This window comes from Erythrobacter sp. WG, assembly GCF_026586795.1.
Lineage (GTDB): Bacteria > Pseudomonadota > Alphaproteobacteria > Sphingomonadales > Sphingomonadaceae > Erythrobacter.
On record NZ_JAPFGY010000001.1, the window covers coordinates 46,676 to 62,490 of the forward strand.

At 68.2% G+C, this 15,815-nt stretch carries 13 protein-coding genes; 7 read left to right on the forward strand and 6 right to left on the reverse strand.

Annotation, left to right across the window (positions count from 1 at the left end):
* Positions 1-189: 189 nt before the first annotated feature.
* Positions 190-1,362, reverse strand: a complete 1,173-nt coding sequence (mnmA, locus tag OPU67_RS00225) for a tRNA 2-thiouridine(34) synthase MnmA (RefSeq protein WP_267616658.1) — start codon at positions 1,360-1,362, stop codon at positions 190-192.
* Between mnmA and OPU67_RS00230 the strand changes: the two genes are divergently transcribed.
* From OPU67_RS00230 to OPU67_RS00250, 5 genes are all read left to right on the forward strand, one after another.
* Positions 1,361-1,921, forward strand: a complete 561-nt coding sequence (locus tag OPU67_RS00230) for a hypothetical protein (RefSeq protein ID WP_267616660.1) — start codon at positions 1,361-1,363, stop codon at positions 1,919-1,921. The two genes, mnmA and OPU67_RS00230, sit on opposite strands and share 2 nt — an antisense overlap.
* Positions 1,918-2,217, forward strand: coding sequence for a DUF1153 domain-containing protein (locus tag OPU67_RS00235; protein ID WP_267616661.1), 300 nt, complete (start codon positions 1,918-1,920; stop codon positions 2,215-2,217). The genes OPU67_RS00230 and OPU67_RS00235 overlap by 4 nt, the downstream gene beginning before the upstream one ends.
* A gap of 232 nt (positions 2,218-2,449) precedes the next feature.
* Positions 2,450-3,640 (forward strand): efflux RND transporter periplasmic adaptor subunit, encoded by a 1,191-nt coding sequence (locus OPU67_RS00240; RefSeq protein WP_267616662.1) that lies wholly within the window; start codon positions 2,450-2,452, stop codon positions 3,638-3,640.
* Positions 3,641-3,720: 80 nt separating this feature from the next.
* Positions 3,721-7,221 (forward strand): efflux RND transporter permease subunit, encoded by a 3,501-nt coding sequence (locus OPU67_RS00245; protein WP_267616663.1) that lies wholly within the window; start codon positions 3,721-3,723, stop codon positions 7,219-7,221.
* Between the two features lie 43 nt (positions 7,222-7,264).
* The gene (locus OPU67_RS00250; protein WP_267616664.1) at positions 7,265-8,554 is read left to right on the forward strand and encodes a DUF445 domain-containing protein; all 1,290 of its coding nucleotides are present in this window, start codon (positions 7,265-7,267) and stop codon (positions 8,552-8,554) included.
* A gap of 26 nt (positions 8,555-8,580) precedes the next feature.
* Here OPU67_RS00250 and OPU67_RS00255 read toward each other — a convergent pair whose 3' ends face one another.
* The 4 genes from OPU67_RS00255 to sucC all read right to left on the reverse strand — a co-directional run bounded on the left by OPU67_RS00255 (position 8,581) and on the right by sucC (position 12,668).
* Positions 8,581-9,441, reverse strand: coding sequence for an energy transducer TonB (locus OPU67_RS00255; protein WP_267616666.1), 861 nt, complete (start codon positions 9,439-9,441; stop codon positions 8,581-8,583).
* Between the two features lie 72 nt (positions 9,442-9,513).
* Complete coding sequence (locus tag OPU67_RS00260; protein WP_267616667.1) at positions 9,514-10,443, reverse strand: electron transfer flavoprotein subunit alpha/FixB family protein; 930 nt, start codon at positions 10,441-10,443, stop codon at positions 9,514-9,516.
* A 108-nt stretch (positions 10,444-10,551) separates the two neighbouring features.
* On the reverse strand, positions 10,552-11,298 hold the full coding sequence (locus OPU67_RS00265; protein ID WP_267616668.1) for an electron transfer flavoprotein subunit beta/FixA family protein: 747 nt from the start codon (positions 11,296-11,298) through the stop codon (positions 10,552-10,554).
* Between the two features lie 170 nt (positions 11,299-11,468).
* On the reverse strand, positions 11,469-12,668 hold the full coding sequence (gene sucC, locus OPU67_RS00270) for an ADP-forming succinate--CoA ligase subunit beta (RefSeq protein ID WP_267616670.1): 1,200 nt from the start codon (positions 12,666-12,668) through the stop codon (positions 11,469-11,471).
* A 113-nt stretch (positions 12,669-12,781) separates the two neighbouring features.
* Here sucC and OPU67_RS00275 point away from each other — a divergent pair, with 113 nt between their 5' ends.
* Entirely contained in the window at positions 12,782-13,558 is a 777-nt protein-coding gene (locus tag OPU67_RS00275; RefSeq protein ID WP_267616672.1) for a 3'(2'),5'-bisphosphate nucleotidase CysQ, read from the forward strand.
* 55 nt (positions 13,559-13,613) lie between these two features.
* On the opposite strand, the gene OPU67_RS00280 is transcribed toward OPU67_RS00275, so the two are convergent.
* Positions 13,614-14,312 (reverse strand): OmpA family protein, encoded by a 699-nt coding sequence (locus OPU67_RS00280; RefSeq protein WP_267616674.1) that lies wholly within the window; start codon positions 14,310-14,312, stop codon positions 13,614-13,616.
* 193 nt (positions 14,313-14,505) lie between these two features.
* On the opposite strand from OPU67_RS00280, the gene OPU67_RS00285 reads away from it, so the two are divergent.
* Positions 14,506-15,804 carry a hemolysin family protein gene (locus OPU67_RS00285; RefSeq protein ID WP_267616676.1) on the forward strand — a complete coding sequence of 433 codons (1,299 nt, stop codon included), beginning with the start codon at positions 14,506-14,508 and terminating at the stop codon, positions 15,802-15,804.
* The last annotated feature ends 11 nt before the right edge of the window (positions 15,805-15,815 follow it).

Here is a 15,815-nt window from a genome sequence, read left to right on the forward strand (position 1 = left end):
CAGGGGTCTGGACCGGGTTTAACCCGGTTCTGGGCCGGGCGAGGCCCGACTTCGGCGGGGCTGGACAGGGGATGCCTCGCCCCTCCGTTCGCCTCGAGCCCTTCGGCAGGCTCAGGATGAATTGCCGACTTCGTCGTCAGTCGAGAGGCCGGTACGGGGTGTCTCGACTACGCTCGAGGCGAACGGGGTTCAGTGTTCGCCCACCTTCTCGGTCGAATCGATCCAGCCGCCGCCGACCACCCGTTCCCCGGCATAGAGCACCGCCGCCTGGCCGGGGGCGACGCCGTATTCGGGCGAGGCGAAGCGGATCGTCACGCCTGCGCCGTCCCCGAGTGTGCCGTCGAGCGTCACCGGCACCGGCTTGGCGAGGCTGCGCACCTTCGCGGTCAGCGGAGCATCCGGCAAGGGCCCGATGCGGTTCGTCTCGCTGAGGCGCGCGGCGCTCACCGCCAACATCCGCCTCGGCCCGACCCGCACCTCGCGGGCTTCGGCGTCGAGGCCGATCACATACAAGGGCTCGGGCTGGCCGCCGATCTCGAGGCCTTTCCTCTGGCCGACGGTGAAGTGGACGATACCCTTGTGCTCGCCCAGCCTTTCGCCGGTCGCCGCATGGACGATCGCGCCCGGCGCCGCGCCCTCGGGCCGCACCTTGGTAACGATCTTTGCGTAATCGCCGTCGGGCACGAAGCAGATGTCCTGCGAATCCGGCTTGGCCGCGTTCCTCAGGCCGGCCGCCTCGGCCAGCGCCCGCACCTCCTGCTTGGGCATCCCGCCCAGCGGAAAGCGCAGGTAATCGAGCTGCGCTTCGGTGGTGCCATAGAGAAAATAGGACTGGTCGCGCGCCGGATCATGGGCGCGGTGCAATTCCACCCCGGCCTCGCCGATCACCCGGCGCACATAATGCCCGGTGGCAAGGCAATCCGCCCCCAGCTCCCGCGCCATGCGGAAGAGGTCGGTGAACTTGGGCCCCATGTTGCAGCGGATGCAGGGGACCGGGGTGCGCCCGGCGAGATATTCGTCGGCGAAGGCCTCGACCACCTCTTCGCGGAAGGCGCTTTCGTGGTCGAAGACATAATGCGCGATCCCCAGCCGGTCGGCCACCGCGCGCGCATCGCGGATGTCGTCGCCCGCGCAGCACGCGCCCTTGCGGCCGGTCGCCGCGCCGTAATCATAGAGCTGCAAGGTGATGCCGATGACTTCCGCGCCGCTCGCATGGGCAAGCGCGGCCACCACCGAGGAATCGACCCCGCCGCTCATCGCCACGACGATCCGGCATTCGCTCGCGGGGCGCGGCAGGTCGAACAGCGCGGCGGCGTCGGCTGCGGCGGGCAGGCCGGGGGTGAGGGAAGCGGGGGAGGCCATGGACGAGCGCGCCTATAGCCCCGCCCGCACGGCTGCGCCAGAGGCGCGCGGTCCCTCCTTGCCGATCCCGACCGGACTATTCCTAAGCCGGGGTAAATGGCGGCTTTACCGGATTTTGACGCCCTCGTGGCTAGGAAGGGCCATGATGTTCGAGAAAGCCAAGCCCCTGCACGCAGCCAAAGGCTCTGCGGGCGGCGCCCCGGGCGCCGCTGGCACCGACGTGCGATTCGCCTCCGGATCGGCGCGCCGTGCGGGCGATGCGCTGCGCGCGCTCGAGTGGAGCGAGCTCACCGCCCGCCTCAACGCCGCGCGGGACCTCAGGATGCTGCTGCGCAGCGAATCGCAGGCCCCCATCGAAGCGGTCGCCGCGAGCTTCGGCGATGCCGCGGCAAGTTATTTTGCGCTTCTCGACGATGACGAACCTGCCGTTAACCGTGATGGTTTAGGACAAAGGAATGCTCCCGGTGCGAAAGTCCTGCGCGACGATCCGAACCGCCCGGGCGATACGGAAGGAAACAGCTCCGATGCGCCCAGCGGCGATGTGAGAGACACGAAATGATTGAGAACCAGGACATCCGTCCGGCACAGGTGATCGGCCCGCTCGGGGAGCCGCTGACCCTTGCCGACCTGCCCTCGCCCGATACCAAGCGCTGGGTCGTGCGCCGCAAGGCCGAGGTGGTGGCCGCCGTCAACGGCGGGCTGCTGACGCTCGACGAGGCGCTGGCGCGCTACGGCCTCACGCTCGAGGAGTTCGCCTCCTGGCAGCGCGCGGTCGATCGCTCCGGGATGCACGGGCTGCGCGTCACCAAGATCCAGCACTACCGCGAGCTCTACGAGCGCCAGCTCAAGTACTGATCCGCCCTGCGCATCGCGCCGGTCGATGCTTTCGAGGCCCGCTCCGCCCACCGGCGGGGCGGGCCTTGCCGTTGCGCGCGCAATCCGTGCCTTTCGTCTAGGCGGGAAGTCATCGGTCGATGCACGGATTGCAGCCGTGACCCGCGCGCTCTATGAGGCGTTGCACTTGGTGCCTTATGCGAATAATACACTCACTGGGCCGCGCGCGCCGGTTCCGGGTGAAGGAATGGCCATGAATTACGAGACGACGATCAGCGCCGATGCCGGTGACGGGGTGACCGCCGACTATGCCGCCGCGCGCAGCGGCCCGGCAGCCGCCGTTCCGCGCTGGCTGATCTTCGGGGTGGGGGGGCTGTTTGTCCTGCTGCTCGCGATCGGCGCCTTCTTCGCCTTTGCCGGACGCCAGCCCGCGCCGGCTTCGGACAACAACAGCCAGGCCGCGACCGTCACCGTCGTCACCCCCGGCCGGACCATGGTCGCGGGCGAGATCGAGGCCCCCGGCACGCTCGCCGCGCGCCGCCCGATGCCGGTCGGCATCGCGGGCGAGGGCGGGCAGGTGGTGCGCGTCACCGTGGATGCCGGGGATTGGGTGCGCCAGGGCCAGGTGCTCGCGGTGATCGACCGTTCGGTGCAGGTCCAGCAGGCCGCCGCCCAGGCCGCGCAGATCGATGTCGCGCGGGCCGACGCCAATCTCGCTCAGGCGAACCTCGACCGCGCGCTCCAGCTGGTGGCGCGCGGCTTCGTCTCCAAGGCCGATGTCGACCGCCTGACCGCGACGCGCGACGCTGCCGTGGCGCGGGTCAAGGTCGCCGAGGCGCAGCTGCGCGAACTGCGCGCCCGCAACCAGCGGCTCGACGTGCTCGCCCCGGCGAGCGGATATGTCCTCGCCCGCAATGTCGAGCCCGGCCAGACGGTCGGCGCCGGCAGCCAGGCGCTGTTCACCATCGCCAGCGGCGGCGAGATGGAAATGCTCGCGCGGGTCTCGGAAGAACAGCTCGCCAAGCTTGCGGTCGGCACCTCGGCGGCGGTCGTCCCGGCCGGATCGGACCAGCGCTTCACCGGGCAGGTGTGGCAGCTCGCCCCGACCATCGACCAGACGACGCGGCAGGGCACGGTGCGCATCGCGCTCGATTTCTCGCCCGGCCTGCGCCCCGGGGGCTTTGCCACCGCGCGGATCAACAGCGGCAGCTTCAGCGCCACCGTGCTCCCCGAAAGCGCGGTGCTGGCCGATGCCAAGGGCAGCTTCGTCTATGTCGTGGGCGCGGACAAGAAGACCGAGCGCCGCGCGGTCAAGACCGGCGCGGTGACACCGAACGGGATCGCCATCACCGAGGGCCTCAATGGCTCGGAGCGCGTGGTGCTGCGCGCCGGCGGCTTCCTCAACCCCGGCGAGACCGTCAACCCGCAACCTTTGCAGAAGTAGGGCGTCCATCCGGCGCGCGGCCCGGGCCGTAGCTGGCACGGGGGCGCACGATACCCGGCGCGACAACAGGCAGGACTTTCATGGCACTTCGCGACATCTCGGCCTGGTCGATCCGCAACCCGGTGATCCCGCTGGTGTTCTTCACCGGCCTGCTGTTCGCCGGGCTGGTCAGCTTCATGCGGATGGACGTGACGCAGAACCCGGATGTCGAATTCCCTGCGGTCATCGTCACCATCGCCCAGCCGGGCGCTTCGCCCACCGAGATCGAGAACCAGATCACCCAGCGCGTGGAAAGCGCGGTGCGCTCGATCAACGGGGTGGATTCGATCCAGTCGACCGCCACCGAGGGGAGTTCGCTGACGGTCGTCGAGTTCGAGATCGGCACCGACCTGATCGAGGCGGTCAACGAGGTCGAGACCGCGATCACGTCGGTGCGCGGGAGCCTGCCCGACGGCATCCTCGAGCCGCGCATCAACAAGGTCAACGCCGTCGGCGGCGCGATCGGCGTCTTCGCGGTCGAGGCCGACGACATGACGCTCGAGCAGCTTTCGTGGTTCATCGACGACACGGTCGCCAAGCGCCTCTTGAAGATCGACGGGCTGGCCGAGGTCGGCCGCTACGGCGGGGTCGACCGGCAGATCGAGGTGATCCTCGATCCGGCGCGGATGCAGTCTTTCGGCGTCACCGCCACGCAGATCAACGCGGCGCTGCGCCAGAGCAACCTCAACGCCGCGGGCGGCCTCGCCGAAGTCGGCGGCACGCGGCAATCGCTGCGGGTGCTCGGCAATTCGCCGACCGCCTACGCGCTCTCGCAGACCCAGATCGCGATCGGCGGCGGACGCACCGTGCGGCTCGCCGATGTCGCCGAGGTCAGGGACGGCATCTCCGAGCGCACCCAGCGCAGCGAGGTGAACGGCAAGGAGGTCGTCAACTTCTACCTCAACCGCGCGCGCGGGGCATCGGACCTTGCGGTCTACGACAGCGCCTTGAAGGAGATCGAGAAGATCACCGAAGAGACGCCCGGCGTGCGGTTCATCGCGCTGTCGAACGCCACCGATTACACCCGCGGCCAGTACAAGTCCTCGATGTGGGCGCTGGTCGAGGGCGCGGTGCTCGCGGTCGTTGTGGTGTTCGTGTTCCTGCGCGACTGGCGGGCGACCTTCATTTCCGCCGTCGCCATCCCGCTCTCGGCGATCCCGACCTTCTTCTTCATGAACTGGTTCGGGTTCAACCTCAATTTCCTCTCGCTGCTCGCCCTTGCGCTGGTCGCGGGCGTGCTGGTCGACGACGCGATCGTGGAGATCGAGAACATCGTCCGGCACATGCGGATGGGCAAGACCGCCTACCAGGCCTCGATCGACGCCGCCGACGAGATCGGCCTGCCGGTGGTCGCCACCAGCTTCTGCATTGTCGCGGTGTTCCTCCCCGTCGGCCTGATGCCGGGCGTGTCGGGCCAGTTCTTCCAGAACTTCGGGATCACCGTGGTGGTCGCGGTGCTCATGTCGCTCGCCGTCGCGCGCATGATCACGCCGCTGATGGCCGCCTATTTCCTCAAGGCAAAGGGCCACGGGGAACATGGCGGCGGGCGGATGATCGACACCTATATGCGCGTGCTCGCCTGGACGCTTGACACCGGCAAGATGGCCGTGCGCCGCGCCGGGCTCACCGGGCCGCGCCGCCGCTGGCTCTACGTGCCCGCGCTGCTGCTGACGGTCATCATCCTGCTGGCGGTGCCGGCGATCGCGATGTTCACCAGCTTCAACGCCATCGCCGCGCTCGGCATCCCCAAGATCATCGCCGCCGCCGTGTCGAGCGACACCACCGGGGGCCTCTACAAGCTGGTCGACAAGGTCTTCGAGGTGACGCAGCTGCTGTTCGTCTCGCTGCTGTCGCTCGCCGCGCTGGTTGCCGCCTTCAAGCTGATCGAGCTGCCGGCCCGCGGATCGTCGCGCTTCGCTCGCTCGCAGCGCTGGCTGACCGCGCGCTTCTACGATCACCGCCTGTGGATGCTCGGCATCGGCTGGTTCTCGCTGCTGGTGACGATCCTGCTGTTCGGCCAGATTCCCGGCCAGTTCCAGCCCGATATCGACAACGAGAACCTTCAGGTGCAGGTCGAGATGGTGCCCGGCACCTCGCTCGCCGAGGCCAAGCGCGTCGTTAACGGCGTCGCCGACGAGCTGCGCAAGGAGCCCGAGGTCGAGCGGCTGCTCGAACGCATCCGACTGGGCGAATCCTCGACCATCTTCGTCAAGCTCAAGAAGGACCGCGAGCGCACCTCGATCGAATTCTCGCGCGACCTCGCGCCCAAGCTCGCCCGCTTCGCCGACGCGCGCGTGCGCTTCCAGTCGCAGCGCATCGGGTTTGGTTCGGGCCGCGACATGACGGTGATGCTGGCGGGCTCGGACCCGGTGAAGCTCGAGGCGACCGCCCTCAAGCTGGTCGAGGAGATGAAGGGGCTGAAGTCGCTGGTCGCCCCGCGCATCAGCGCCGACCTCAACCGGCCCGAGATCATCATCACCCCGCGCGCCGAGATCGCCGCCGAACTGGGCGTGACCACCGCCGCGCTGTCGCAGACGATCCGTATCGCGACGCTGGGCGAGATCGAACAGAACGCCGCGCGCTTCTCGCTGTCGGATCGCCAGATCCCGATCGCGGTGCGTCTCTCCAGCGAGGCGCGCAGCGATTTCAGCACCATCGAGAACCTGCCGGTGCCGCTCGCCAATGGCGGATCGGTGCCGCTGAGCCGCGTCGCCGACATCAGCTTCGGTTCCGGCCCGACGGCGATCCAGCGCTACAACCAGAACCGCCGCGTGCTGGTCGGCGCGGACCTTGCGCCGGGCGTGCTCAAGGGCGATGCGCAGGCGCAGATCGACCAGCTGCCGACGCTCAAGAACCTCCCGCTCGGCGTGATCCGCGATCAGGTGGGCGAGGAGCAGTTCCAGGCCGAGCTGGTCCAGAACCTGCTGATCGCCATCGCCGCCGGGGTGCTTTTGGTCTTCGCGGTGCTGGTGCTGCTCTACAAGCGGCTGATGAGCCCGCTGGTCAACATGACCTCGTTGGCGCTCGCCCCGCTTGGCGGCATCCTGCTGATCTGGCTGGTCGGGATGCCCAACTCGATGCCGGTCTATATCGGCATCCTGCTGCTGCTCGGGATCGTCTCCAAGAACTCGATCCTGCTGATCGACTTCGCGATCGAGGAGATGAACAAGGGCATTCCCAAGCTCGAGGCGATCATGGACGCCGGGCACAAGCGCGCCCAGCCGATCGTCATGACCACCGTGGCGATGACCGCAGGCATGGTGCCGGTGGCGTTGTCGCTGTCGGGCGACGGGGCATGGCGCCAGCCGATGGGGATCGTGGTGATTGGCGGCCTGGTGCTCTCGACCCTGCTGACGCTGCTGATCGTGCCGGCGGGCTTCAGCCTTGCCGACGGCTTCGAGAAGCGCGTGGGCCCGTGGCTGCGCAACCGGATGCTGACCTATCGCCCGGGCGACGAGCGGCCCGGAATCGCGGCCGATGCGGCGCCCGCCCTGCCCCTGCCCGGACACGGCCTGCCGCCGGGCCATTTGCCCGCGGAATAGGCGAGGGGTGACTTGTCCGCCCCCGGCGGGCTAAGGCACGGATATGGCGACGCGCTCACTTGTGCCCCTCACCTTCGGCGGTCAGCCGCTGACCGTCGACCGCGCGCGGCGGATGCGCTGGATCGCGACCGGAATGCTCGCCGGCATGGCGGCGATCTTCCTCGCCACCCACGGCCTTGCCACCGGCGGCCACCCCGCCTGGGGCTATGTCCACGCCTTTGCCGAAGCCGCGATGGTGGGGGGCCTTGCCGACTGGTTCGCGGTCACGGCGCTGTTCCGCCATCCCCTCGGCCTTCCAATCCCGCACACCGCGATCATCCCCGAGAACAAGGACCGCATCGCCGACACCATGGCGGCCTTCCTGCGCGAGAACTTCCTCACCCCCGCGGTGGTCGCGCGGCGCATGGCGACGATGAACGTCGCCAAGGCCGCAGGCGAGTTTCTTGCCGCCTCGCCCGAGAGGGGCGGGGATGCACGCTCGCGAATCACCAGCGGGGCGGCGGAACTGCTCGCCGAGGTGCTCGAATCCCTCGACCCGGACCGGCTCGGCACGCAGGTGAGGAGCGGCCTTGCCGGGCAGCTTGCGAAGCTCGACATCGCCCCGCTCGCCGGCCGGATGATCGAAACCACCATGGCCGACAAGCGGCACCAGCCGCTGATCGACGGCTTCGTGCGCTGGGCGGGCCTCACCATCGAGGACAACGAGGACACCCTGCGCGAGATCATCCACCAGCGCGTCGCGGGCGTGCTGCGCTGGGCGGGGATCGACAAGACCATCTCCTCGAGCGTGCTCGACGGGCTCTACAAGCTGCTCGCCGAGGTGCTGGTCAATCCCGACCACCCCTTGCGCGCGAAGATCGAGGAGGGGCTCTCCAAGCTCGGCCATGACCTCCAGCACGATCCCGACACCCGCGCCAAGGTCGAGGAGATGAAGCGCGACCTGATCGCCAACCCCGCCGTCGCGGTGTGGTGGACCGGGGTGTGGGAACGGATGCGCCAGTCGCTGATCCGCCGCGCCCGCGATCCCGAAAGCGGGATGGGCGAGGAGATGCGCGCGATGCTCTCGGAGCTCGGCGGAGCGCTCCAGAGCGACGCGCGCCTCCAGCACCAGATCAACCGCTTCGCCCGCCGCACGATGGTCGGCGTCGCCACCCGCTACGGCGACCAGATCGTGCGGCTGGTGTCCGAGACGGTGAAGCGCTGGGACGCGCGCACCATCACCGACCGTGTCGAGGGCGCGGTGGGCCGCGACCTCCAGTTCATCCGCATCAACGGCACGCTGGTGGGCGGGCTCGTCGGGATGACGCTCCACTTCATCAATACGCTGCTTTAGCCGGGTGCGGCCCGCTGGGCCTTGCGCTATCCCTGGAAGGCCACACGCAGGCCCGTGCGCAGCCGCCAATAGGACGCCGTCGCCTGCCCGTCCGGCCCGAGCGCCGGCCGGAAGCGTTCCTTCATCGCCGTGGCGCACATCGCCTTGTCGAGGTCTTCATAACCGGTCGCGACCAGCATCCGGCAATCGGTGGCCTTGCCCGCCGCATCGGTGAAGACAACGAAGTCGATGGTGCCCTGCTGCAAGGTGCGCTGCGCCGGACGCGCGTAGGCGTTGCGCATCTGCGTCATGAACCGCTCCTGATCCGCGGGGGCGGCCGAGCGTTGCAGGCCGTATTGCACCTCGGGATCGAGGCCCCAGCTGCGCATGATCTGCGCGGTGCAGGCGTTGAGGGCCTTGGCGGCATCCCCCAGCGCGCCGGTGGCGAAGCTCACACCGCCACTCCCTTGCGCAACCGCGATCCGATCGACGCTTTCGGCCGCAGCCGGATCGATATGGCTGCGGTTCCCGTCGCGCTGCGGCGTGCCCTTCTCCAGCCACACGCCCTCGAGAACGGCGACGTGGCCGAACTGGCTATTGGGCTCGATGCGCGCCTTCTTGTCGAATCCGGCATGACCCTCGGCAAAGGTCACCCGCAGCGGCGCCTCGGGGCGGAAGGCCGCCAGCGACGGCCCGGCGAGCGCGATCCCCACGGCCCGGTCCGGCGCGTTCTGCTCGAGGATCAGGAGATGCGGCTGGCCGCCTGCCTCAAAGGCGCGTTGCATTCGGCACAGGCCGCCCTCGGACGAGGTCTCCCAGTCGCCGGTGGGCGTCGCGACGGCGGCAGGCGCGGCAAGCGCGGGCGTCGCGCAGGTGAGGGCGGTAAAGGCAATAAGAGCAAGGCGCATAAGAAAACCTCCAGCAGTCGCGCATGACTGCCGGAGGTTCGTGTCATTTCAAAGTCGTTTGCGATGAACCGCTTAAAGTGCGGCCGTCAGCTCCGGCACGATGGTGTAGAGGTCACCCACCAGGCCCACGTCGGCGACCTGGAAGATCGGGGCGTCCTCGTCCTTGTTGATGGCGATGATGACCTTCGAATCCTTCATGCCGGCCAAGTGCTGGATCGCGCCCGAGATGCCGATGGCGAAATAGACTTCCGGGGCGACGATCTTGCCGGTCTGGCCGACCTGGTAATCGTTGGGGACATAGCCCGCGTCCACTGCCGCGCGGCTCGCGCCGATCGCGGCGCCGAGCTTGTCCGCAAGCGGCGTGATGATGCTCTCGAAGGTTTCCGCGTCCTTCAGCGCGCGGCCGCCCGAGACGATGATCTTGGCGCTGGTCAGTTCCGGACGCTCGCTCTTGGCGATTTCCGCGCCGACGAAGCTGGAGGTGCCCGCGTCACCGGGGCCGCTGACGGCTTCGACGGTGCCCGAGCCGCCCTCGGTCGCCGCCTTCTCGAAGGCGGTGCCGCGCACGGTGATGACCAGCTTGGCATCGGTCGATTCGACCGTGGCGATGGCGTTGCCGGCATAGATCGGGCGGGTGAAGGTCTTGGGGCCTTCGACCGAGAGGATCTCGGAAACCTGCATCACGTCGAGGTGCGCCGCAACGCGCGGGGCGACGTTCTTGCCCTGCGTGGTCGCGGCGGCGAGGAAGGCATCGTGATCGGCCATCAGGCTGGCTGCGAGCGGGGCGACGTTTTCGGCAAGGCCGTTGGCATAGGCCGCGTCGTCCGCAACGTGGACCTTGCCCACGCCCGCGATCTTGGCGGCCGCTTCGGCCACGCTGCCGCAATTGTGGCCGGCGACCAGCAGGTGCACTTCGCCGAGCTTGCTCGCGGCGGTGACCACGGCGAGGGTCGCGTCCTGCAGCTTGGTGTTGTCATGTTCGACGAGAACCAGAGTCTTCATTGAACTTACCTCTCATTGGAAACCCGTTCGCTTCGAGCGAAGTCGAGAAGCCTGTCTCGACTGCGGGCTGCGCCCTCCGCTCGACACGAACGGGGGCGGGGTTGATCCTTACGCGATGCCGAGGGTCTTGAGCTTGCCGACCAGTTCGGCAACGTCGGCGACCTTCACGCCGGCCTGGCGCACGGCGGGCTCCGCGACCTTCAGCGTCTTCAACCGCGGGGCAAGGTCGACGCCGTAATCGGCGGCGGTCTTGGTCGCGAGCGGCTTCGACTTCGCCTTCATGATGTTCGGCAGCGAGGCGTAGCGCGGCTCGTTCAATCGCAGGTCGGTGGTGACGATCGCGGGCAGCGCGAGCTTCACGGTCTGGAGACCGCCATCGACTTCGCGCTTCACGGTCACGCTGTCGCCCTCGACTTCGACGGTGTTGGCGAAGGTGCCCTGCGGACGGCCCATCAGGGCTGCGAGCATCTGGCCGGTCTGGTTGCTGTCATCCGAGATCGACTGCTTGCCGAGGATCACGAGGCCCGGCTGTTCCTCATCGGCGATGGCCTTCAAGATCTTGGCGACCGCCAGCGGCTCGACCTCTTCCTCGGTCTCCACCAGGATCGCGCGGTCGGCGCCCATGGCGAGCGCGGTTCGCAGGGTTTCCTGCGCCTTGGCCGGGCCGATGCTGACGGCGACGATCTCGGTCGCGGCGCCCTTTTCCTTGAGGCGGATGGCTTCCTCGACCGCGATCTCGTCGAACGGATTCATGCTCATCTTGACGTTGGCAAGATCGACGCCGGTGCCGTCGGCCTTGACCCGCGGCTTGACGTTGTAATCGATCACCCGCTTGACGGGGACGAGGATCTTCATGGGGCTTGTCCTTCCTCTCAAAGAATCACGTGAGCGCCATCCAGCGCCTTGGCCGCCCGCCTAGCTTGCGTTTACGTAAACGTCAAGCGAGGCGGGCCGCTGTTGGAATGCGCGAAGTTGATACGAACCAACCCGCGCACCGTATGAACCAAGTGAACGAAAGCCCCCGATCAGGCGGCCTTCTTCACTTCCGCGACGATCTTCTGCGCCGCATCGCCGAGGTTGTCGGCAGGCACGATCGCGAGGCCCGAATTGGCGAGGATCGCCTTGCCCTCGGCCACGTTGGTGCCCTCGAGGCGCACCACCAGCGGCACCTGGAGGTTCACGTCCTTGGCCGCCTGAACGATCCCGTTGGCGATCACGTCGCACTTCATGATGCCGCCGAAGATGTTGACGAGGATGCCTTCCACCGCCGGGTCCTTGAGGATGATCTTGAAGGCCGCCGTCACCTTCTCGGTGGTGGCGCCGCCGCCCACGTCGAGGAAGTTCGCCGGGAAGGCGCCGTTCAGCTTGATGATGTCCATCGTCGCCATCGCGAGCCCTGCGCCGTTGACCATGCAGCCGATGTTGCCGTCGAGCTTGATGTAAGCGAGATCATATTCGCTGGCTTCGACTTCCGCCGGGTCTTCCTCGGTCTCGTCGCGCAGGGCTTCGATATCGGGGTGGCGGTAGAGGGCGTTGCCGTCGAAGCTCATCTTGGCGTCGAGCACCAGCAGCTTGCCGTCTTCGCTTTCGACCAGGGGGTTGATTTCGAGCATCTCGCAATCGGTGGCGAGGAAGGCGTCGTAGAGCTGCTTGGCGAGGCGTTGCGCCTGCTTGTTGAGGTCGCCCTGAAGCTTCAGCGCGAAGGCCACCGCGCGGCCGTGGTGCGGCTGGAAGCCCTGTGCGGGGTCGATGCTGAAGGTGGTGATCAGCTCGGGCGTGTCATGCGCCACGGTCTCGATGTCCATCCCGCCTTCGGTCGAGACGACGAAAGCGACGCGGCCGGTGGCACGGTCGACCAGCAGCGAGAGGTAGTATTCCTTGGCGATGTCGACGCCATCGGTGATGTAGAGGCGGTTGACCTGCTTGCCCGCTTCGCCCGTCTGCACCGTCACCAGCGTGTTGCCGAGCATTTCCTTGGCGTGGGCTTCCACTTCCTCAAGGCTCTTGGCGAGCCGCACGCCGCCCTTGGCATCCGCGCCCAGCTCCTTGAACTTGCCCTTGCCGCGCCCGCCCGCGTGGATCTGCGCCTTCACGACATAAAGCGGCCCGGGCAGCTTCTTGGCGGCTTCCACCGCTTCCTCGACGCTGAGGGCGGCGTGGCCTGCGGGGACCGCGATCCCGTGCTTCGCCAGCAGTTCCTTGGCCTGATATTCGTGGACGTTCATGGCGTATCGATCCCTTCTTCGCAAATCCTGGGGAGGGGTTTGTCTGCGGGGGGCCTAAGCACGGATCGCCCCTCTTGAAAAGTGCCCTGTGCAGGCGCAACAGCAAGCCTCCCATGATTGACAGGAACCACCTGGAGGCCATCGTCCGCGAGGCGGGCCGCATCGCCCATTCGCGCTGGCCGGGCGCGGGGCACGCGCTCGAAAGCTGGGACAAGACGCCCGGCAATCCGGTGAGCGCGGCCGATCTCGAGGTCGACCGCTTCCTGAAGCGCGAGCTCGGCCGCCTGCTGCCGTCCGCCGCCTGGCTTTCCGAGGAAACCGCCGACGACAAGGCGCGCACGCAGAGCGGGCTGATCTGGCTGGTCGATCCGATCGACGGCACCCGCGACTTCGTGCGCGGGCGTGATGGCTGGGCGGTGTCGGTCGCGCTGGTGAGCGCGGGGCGTCCGCTGATCGGGATGCTCGCCGCGCCCGCGCGGGGCGAGGAGTGGCTCGCGGTCGCCGGGCAGGGGGCGACGCTGAACGGTGCCGCCATACGCGCCAGCCAGCGCACCGAGTTCGCCGGCGCGCGGGTGCCGACCTATGCCCTGCCGAAGGACGACAGCGATCTCGTCGCGGTGGAGCAGCCCAATTCGATCGCGCTGAGGATCGCGATGGTCGCTGTCGACCGCGCCGATCTCGTGGCGACGCTGCGCTGGGGCTACGAATGGGACATCGCCGCCGCGACCCTGATCGCGCGCGAGGCAGGGGCGGAAGTCACCGATGCCTTTGGCCGCCCGCTCGCCTACAACAAGCACGATCCGCGCGACTTCGGCGTGCTGGTGTGCTCGCCTGCGATTCACGCCGAGGCCGTGGCGCGCCTTGCCGAACGGGCGAAGGCACTGCGCTGAAACGCGAAACGGGCCGCCCGCGAAGGCAGCCCGTTCCTCGTGATCACAAGACCGTTCAGCGGTTGGCGCGCGCGGCGTTCACGTCGTCCTGGCTGACCGGGATGATCTTGATCTCGACGCGGCGGTTCAGCGGCTCGTTGACGTTGTCGCCGGTCTTGACCCGGAGGTAGTCGTACTGCTCGCCATAGCCGCGGGTCGCCATGCGGGCCCGGGCGACGCCGCGCGCGGCGAGGTAATCGGCCACCGCCTGCGCGCGCTGCTCGGACAGCCGCTGGTTCGTCGCCGGCGCGCCGGTGGTGTCGGTGAAGCCGTAGACGTCGATCAGGCTGTTCGGATACTGCACCAGCGTCTGGGCGACGTTGTTGAGCGTGTCGTAGAAGCCGGGGTTGATCGCCGCCGAGCCGGTCGCGAAGGTCACGCCGTCGGGCAGCCGCACGAGGATCGCGTCCTGGTTGCCGATCTCCTCGACATCGACCCCGCTGCCGGCGGTCTGCTCGCGCAGCGTCTTGATCTGGTCGTCGTACTGCTTGCCGAAGATCGCGCCCGCCGAGCCGCCGATGCCCGCGCCGATGATGCGGCCGGTGTCGCCGCCGATCGCGCCGCCGAGCAGGTAGCCGAGCGTGCCCCCGAGCCCGGTGCCGATCGCGGTGCGCGAGACCTTGCGTTCGCCGGTATTGGGATCGGTGACGCAGGCGCTGGTGCCGAGCAGAGCCAGTGCCGCCGTGCCCGACAGCAGAATCCGTGAAACGGTCATAAATTGTCTCCCTTCATTCCCGCGCCACGATACCGCCTTTCGAAGTCGCGGTGAAGCACGGGTCGATGATGATCCTGCTGTTACGGTTGTGACCTTCACCGCAGATGAACGCACTAGTGATCGGGCCCCGCAGATGTTCCATCGCCTGACGGATTGGATGGCAAGCGGGGCGGATTGTGCTAGCGCCGTGCGCGTGACACCTTTCCCCTGGCCCGACCTTGCGATCATCGTCGCGCTCGTTTTTCTGAATGGCGTCTTCGCCATGTCCGAACTGGCGATCGTCTCGGCCAAGACCAGCACGCTCGAGACCCGTGCCGAGGCGGGCTCTGCAGCTGCGCGCATCGCCATTCGCCTGGCGGCTGAGCCGGGCAAGTTCCTGTCGACCGTGCAGATCGGCATCACCCTCATCGGCATCATCGCCGGCGCCTATTCGGGCGCGAGCCTGGGCGGGCCGGTGGGCGAGCGGCTGGCCGCGATGGGCGTGCCGGCCGAATATGCGCCGGAAGCGGGCTTTGCGGTGGTGATCGCCTTCACCACCTATCTCAGCCTCATCGTCGGCGAACTCGTGCCCAAGCAGCTTGCGCTTCAGGCGGCGGTGCCGGTCTCGCTGGTGATGGCGCGCCCGATGGCCTTCCTGGCCAGGGCCGCGGCACCGCTGGTGTGGGTGCTGGATTCGAGCTCCGCCGCGATCATCCGCCTGTTCGGCATCCGCAGCGGCGACGAGGGCCGCGTCACGGCCGAGGAACTGCGCATGATCTTCGCCGAGGCGACCCGGTCGGGCGTGATCGAGGCGGAGCAGCGGCAGATCCTCACCGGCGTCGTGCGCCTTGCCGAGCGGCCCGTGCGCGAGATGATGACCCCGCGCACCGAGGTCGACTGGATCGCCGCCGATGCCGATGCCCAGGGCATCCGCGAGCGGATCGAGGGCAGCACCCACTCGCTGCTCCCGGTCGCCGACGGATCGCCCGACACGATCCTGGGCGCGGTGAAGGTGCGCGACGTGCTGGCCGAAATGGTCGCGGGCCGCGCGGTGTCCTTGCGCGACATGATGCGCAAGGTCGAGGTGGTGCCCGACCAGCTCGACGCGATGGACGCGCTCCGTGTGCTCCAGTCCGCCGAGGTGGCGATGGCGGTGGTCCACGACGAATACGGGCATTTCGAGGGGATCGTCACCCCCGTCGACCTGCTCACCGCGATCGTCGGCAACTTCGCGAGCGACAGCGACGACGGCGATCTGCCCTCGGTGGTCGAACGCGAGGACGGCTCGCTGCTGGTCTCGGGCTCGCTCTCGGCCGATGCGCTCGCCGACCGGCTGGGGCTCGAATATGGCGAGGACCGCGAATTCGGCACGGCGGCGGGTTATGCCCTGTCGGTGATGAAGAAGCTGCCGCACGAAGGCGAGCACTTCACCGATCAGGGCTGGCGCTTCGAGGTCGTCGACATGGACGGCCGCCGCATCGACAAGCTGCTGGTTAGCCGCGCGGAGGATTGACCCCGAACGGG

Excerpts from the sequence above, each read along its gene's own strand:
- OPU67_RS00230 (WP_267616660.1), top strand. The coding sequence starts at position 1,361 with ATGGACGAGCGCGCCTATAGCCCCGCCCGCACGGCTGCGCCAGAGGCG.
- mnmA (WP_267616658.1), bottom strand. The coding sequence starts at position 1,362 with ATGGCCTCCCCCGCTTCCCTCACCCCCGGCCTGCCCGCCGCAGCCGAC.
- OPU67_RS00235 (WP_267616661.1), top strand. The coding sequence starts at position 1,918 with ATGATTGAGAACCAGGACATCCGTCCGGCACAGGTGATCGGCCCGCTC.
- OPU67_RS00240 (WP_267616662.1), top strand. The coding sequence starts at position 2,450 with ATGAATTACGAGACGACGATCAGCGCCGATGCCGGTGACGGGGTGACC.
- OPU67_RS00245 (WP_267616663.1), top strand. The coding sequence starts at position 3,721 with ATGGCACTTCGCGACATCTCGGCCTGGTCGATCCGCAACCCGGTGATC.
- OPU67_RS00250 (WP_267616664.1), top strand. The coding sequence starts at position 7,265 with ATGGCGACGCGCTCACTTGTGCCCCTCACCTTCGGCGGTCAGCCGCTG.
- OPU67_RS00255 (WP_267616666.1), bottom strand. The coding sequence starts at position 9,441 with ATGCGCCTTGCTCTTATTGCCTTTACCGCCCTCACCTGCGCGACGCCC.
- OPU67_RS00260 (WP_267616667.1), bottom strand. The coding sequence starts at position 10,443 with ATGAAGACTCTGGTTCTCGTCGAACATGACAACACCAAGCTGCAGGAC.
- OPU67_RS00265 (WP_267616668.1), bottom strand. The coding sequence starts at position 11,298 with ATGAAGATCCTCGTCCCCGTCAAGCGGGTGATCGATTACAACGTCAAG.
- sucC (WP_267616670.1), bottom strand. The coding sequence starts at position 12,668 with ATGAACGTCCACGAATATCAGGCCAAGGAACTGCTGGCGAAGCACGGG.
- OPU67_RS00275 (WP_267616672.1), top strand. The coding sequence starts at position 12,782 with ATGATTGACAGGAACCACCTGGAGGCCATCGTCCGCGAGGCGGGCCGC.
- OPU67_RS00280 (WP_267616674.1), bottom strand. The coding sequence starts at position 14,312 with ATGACCGTTTCACGGATTCTGCTGTCGGGCACGGCGGCACTGGCTCTG.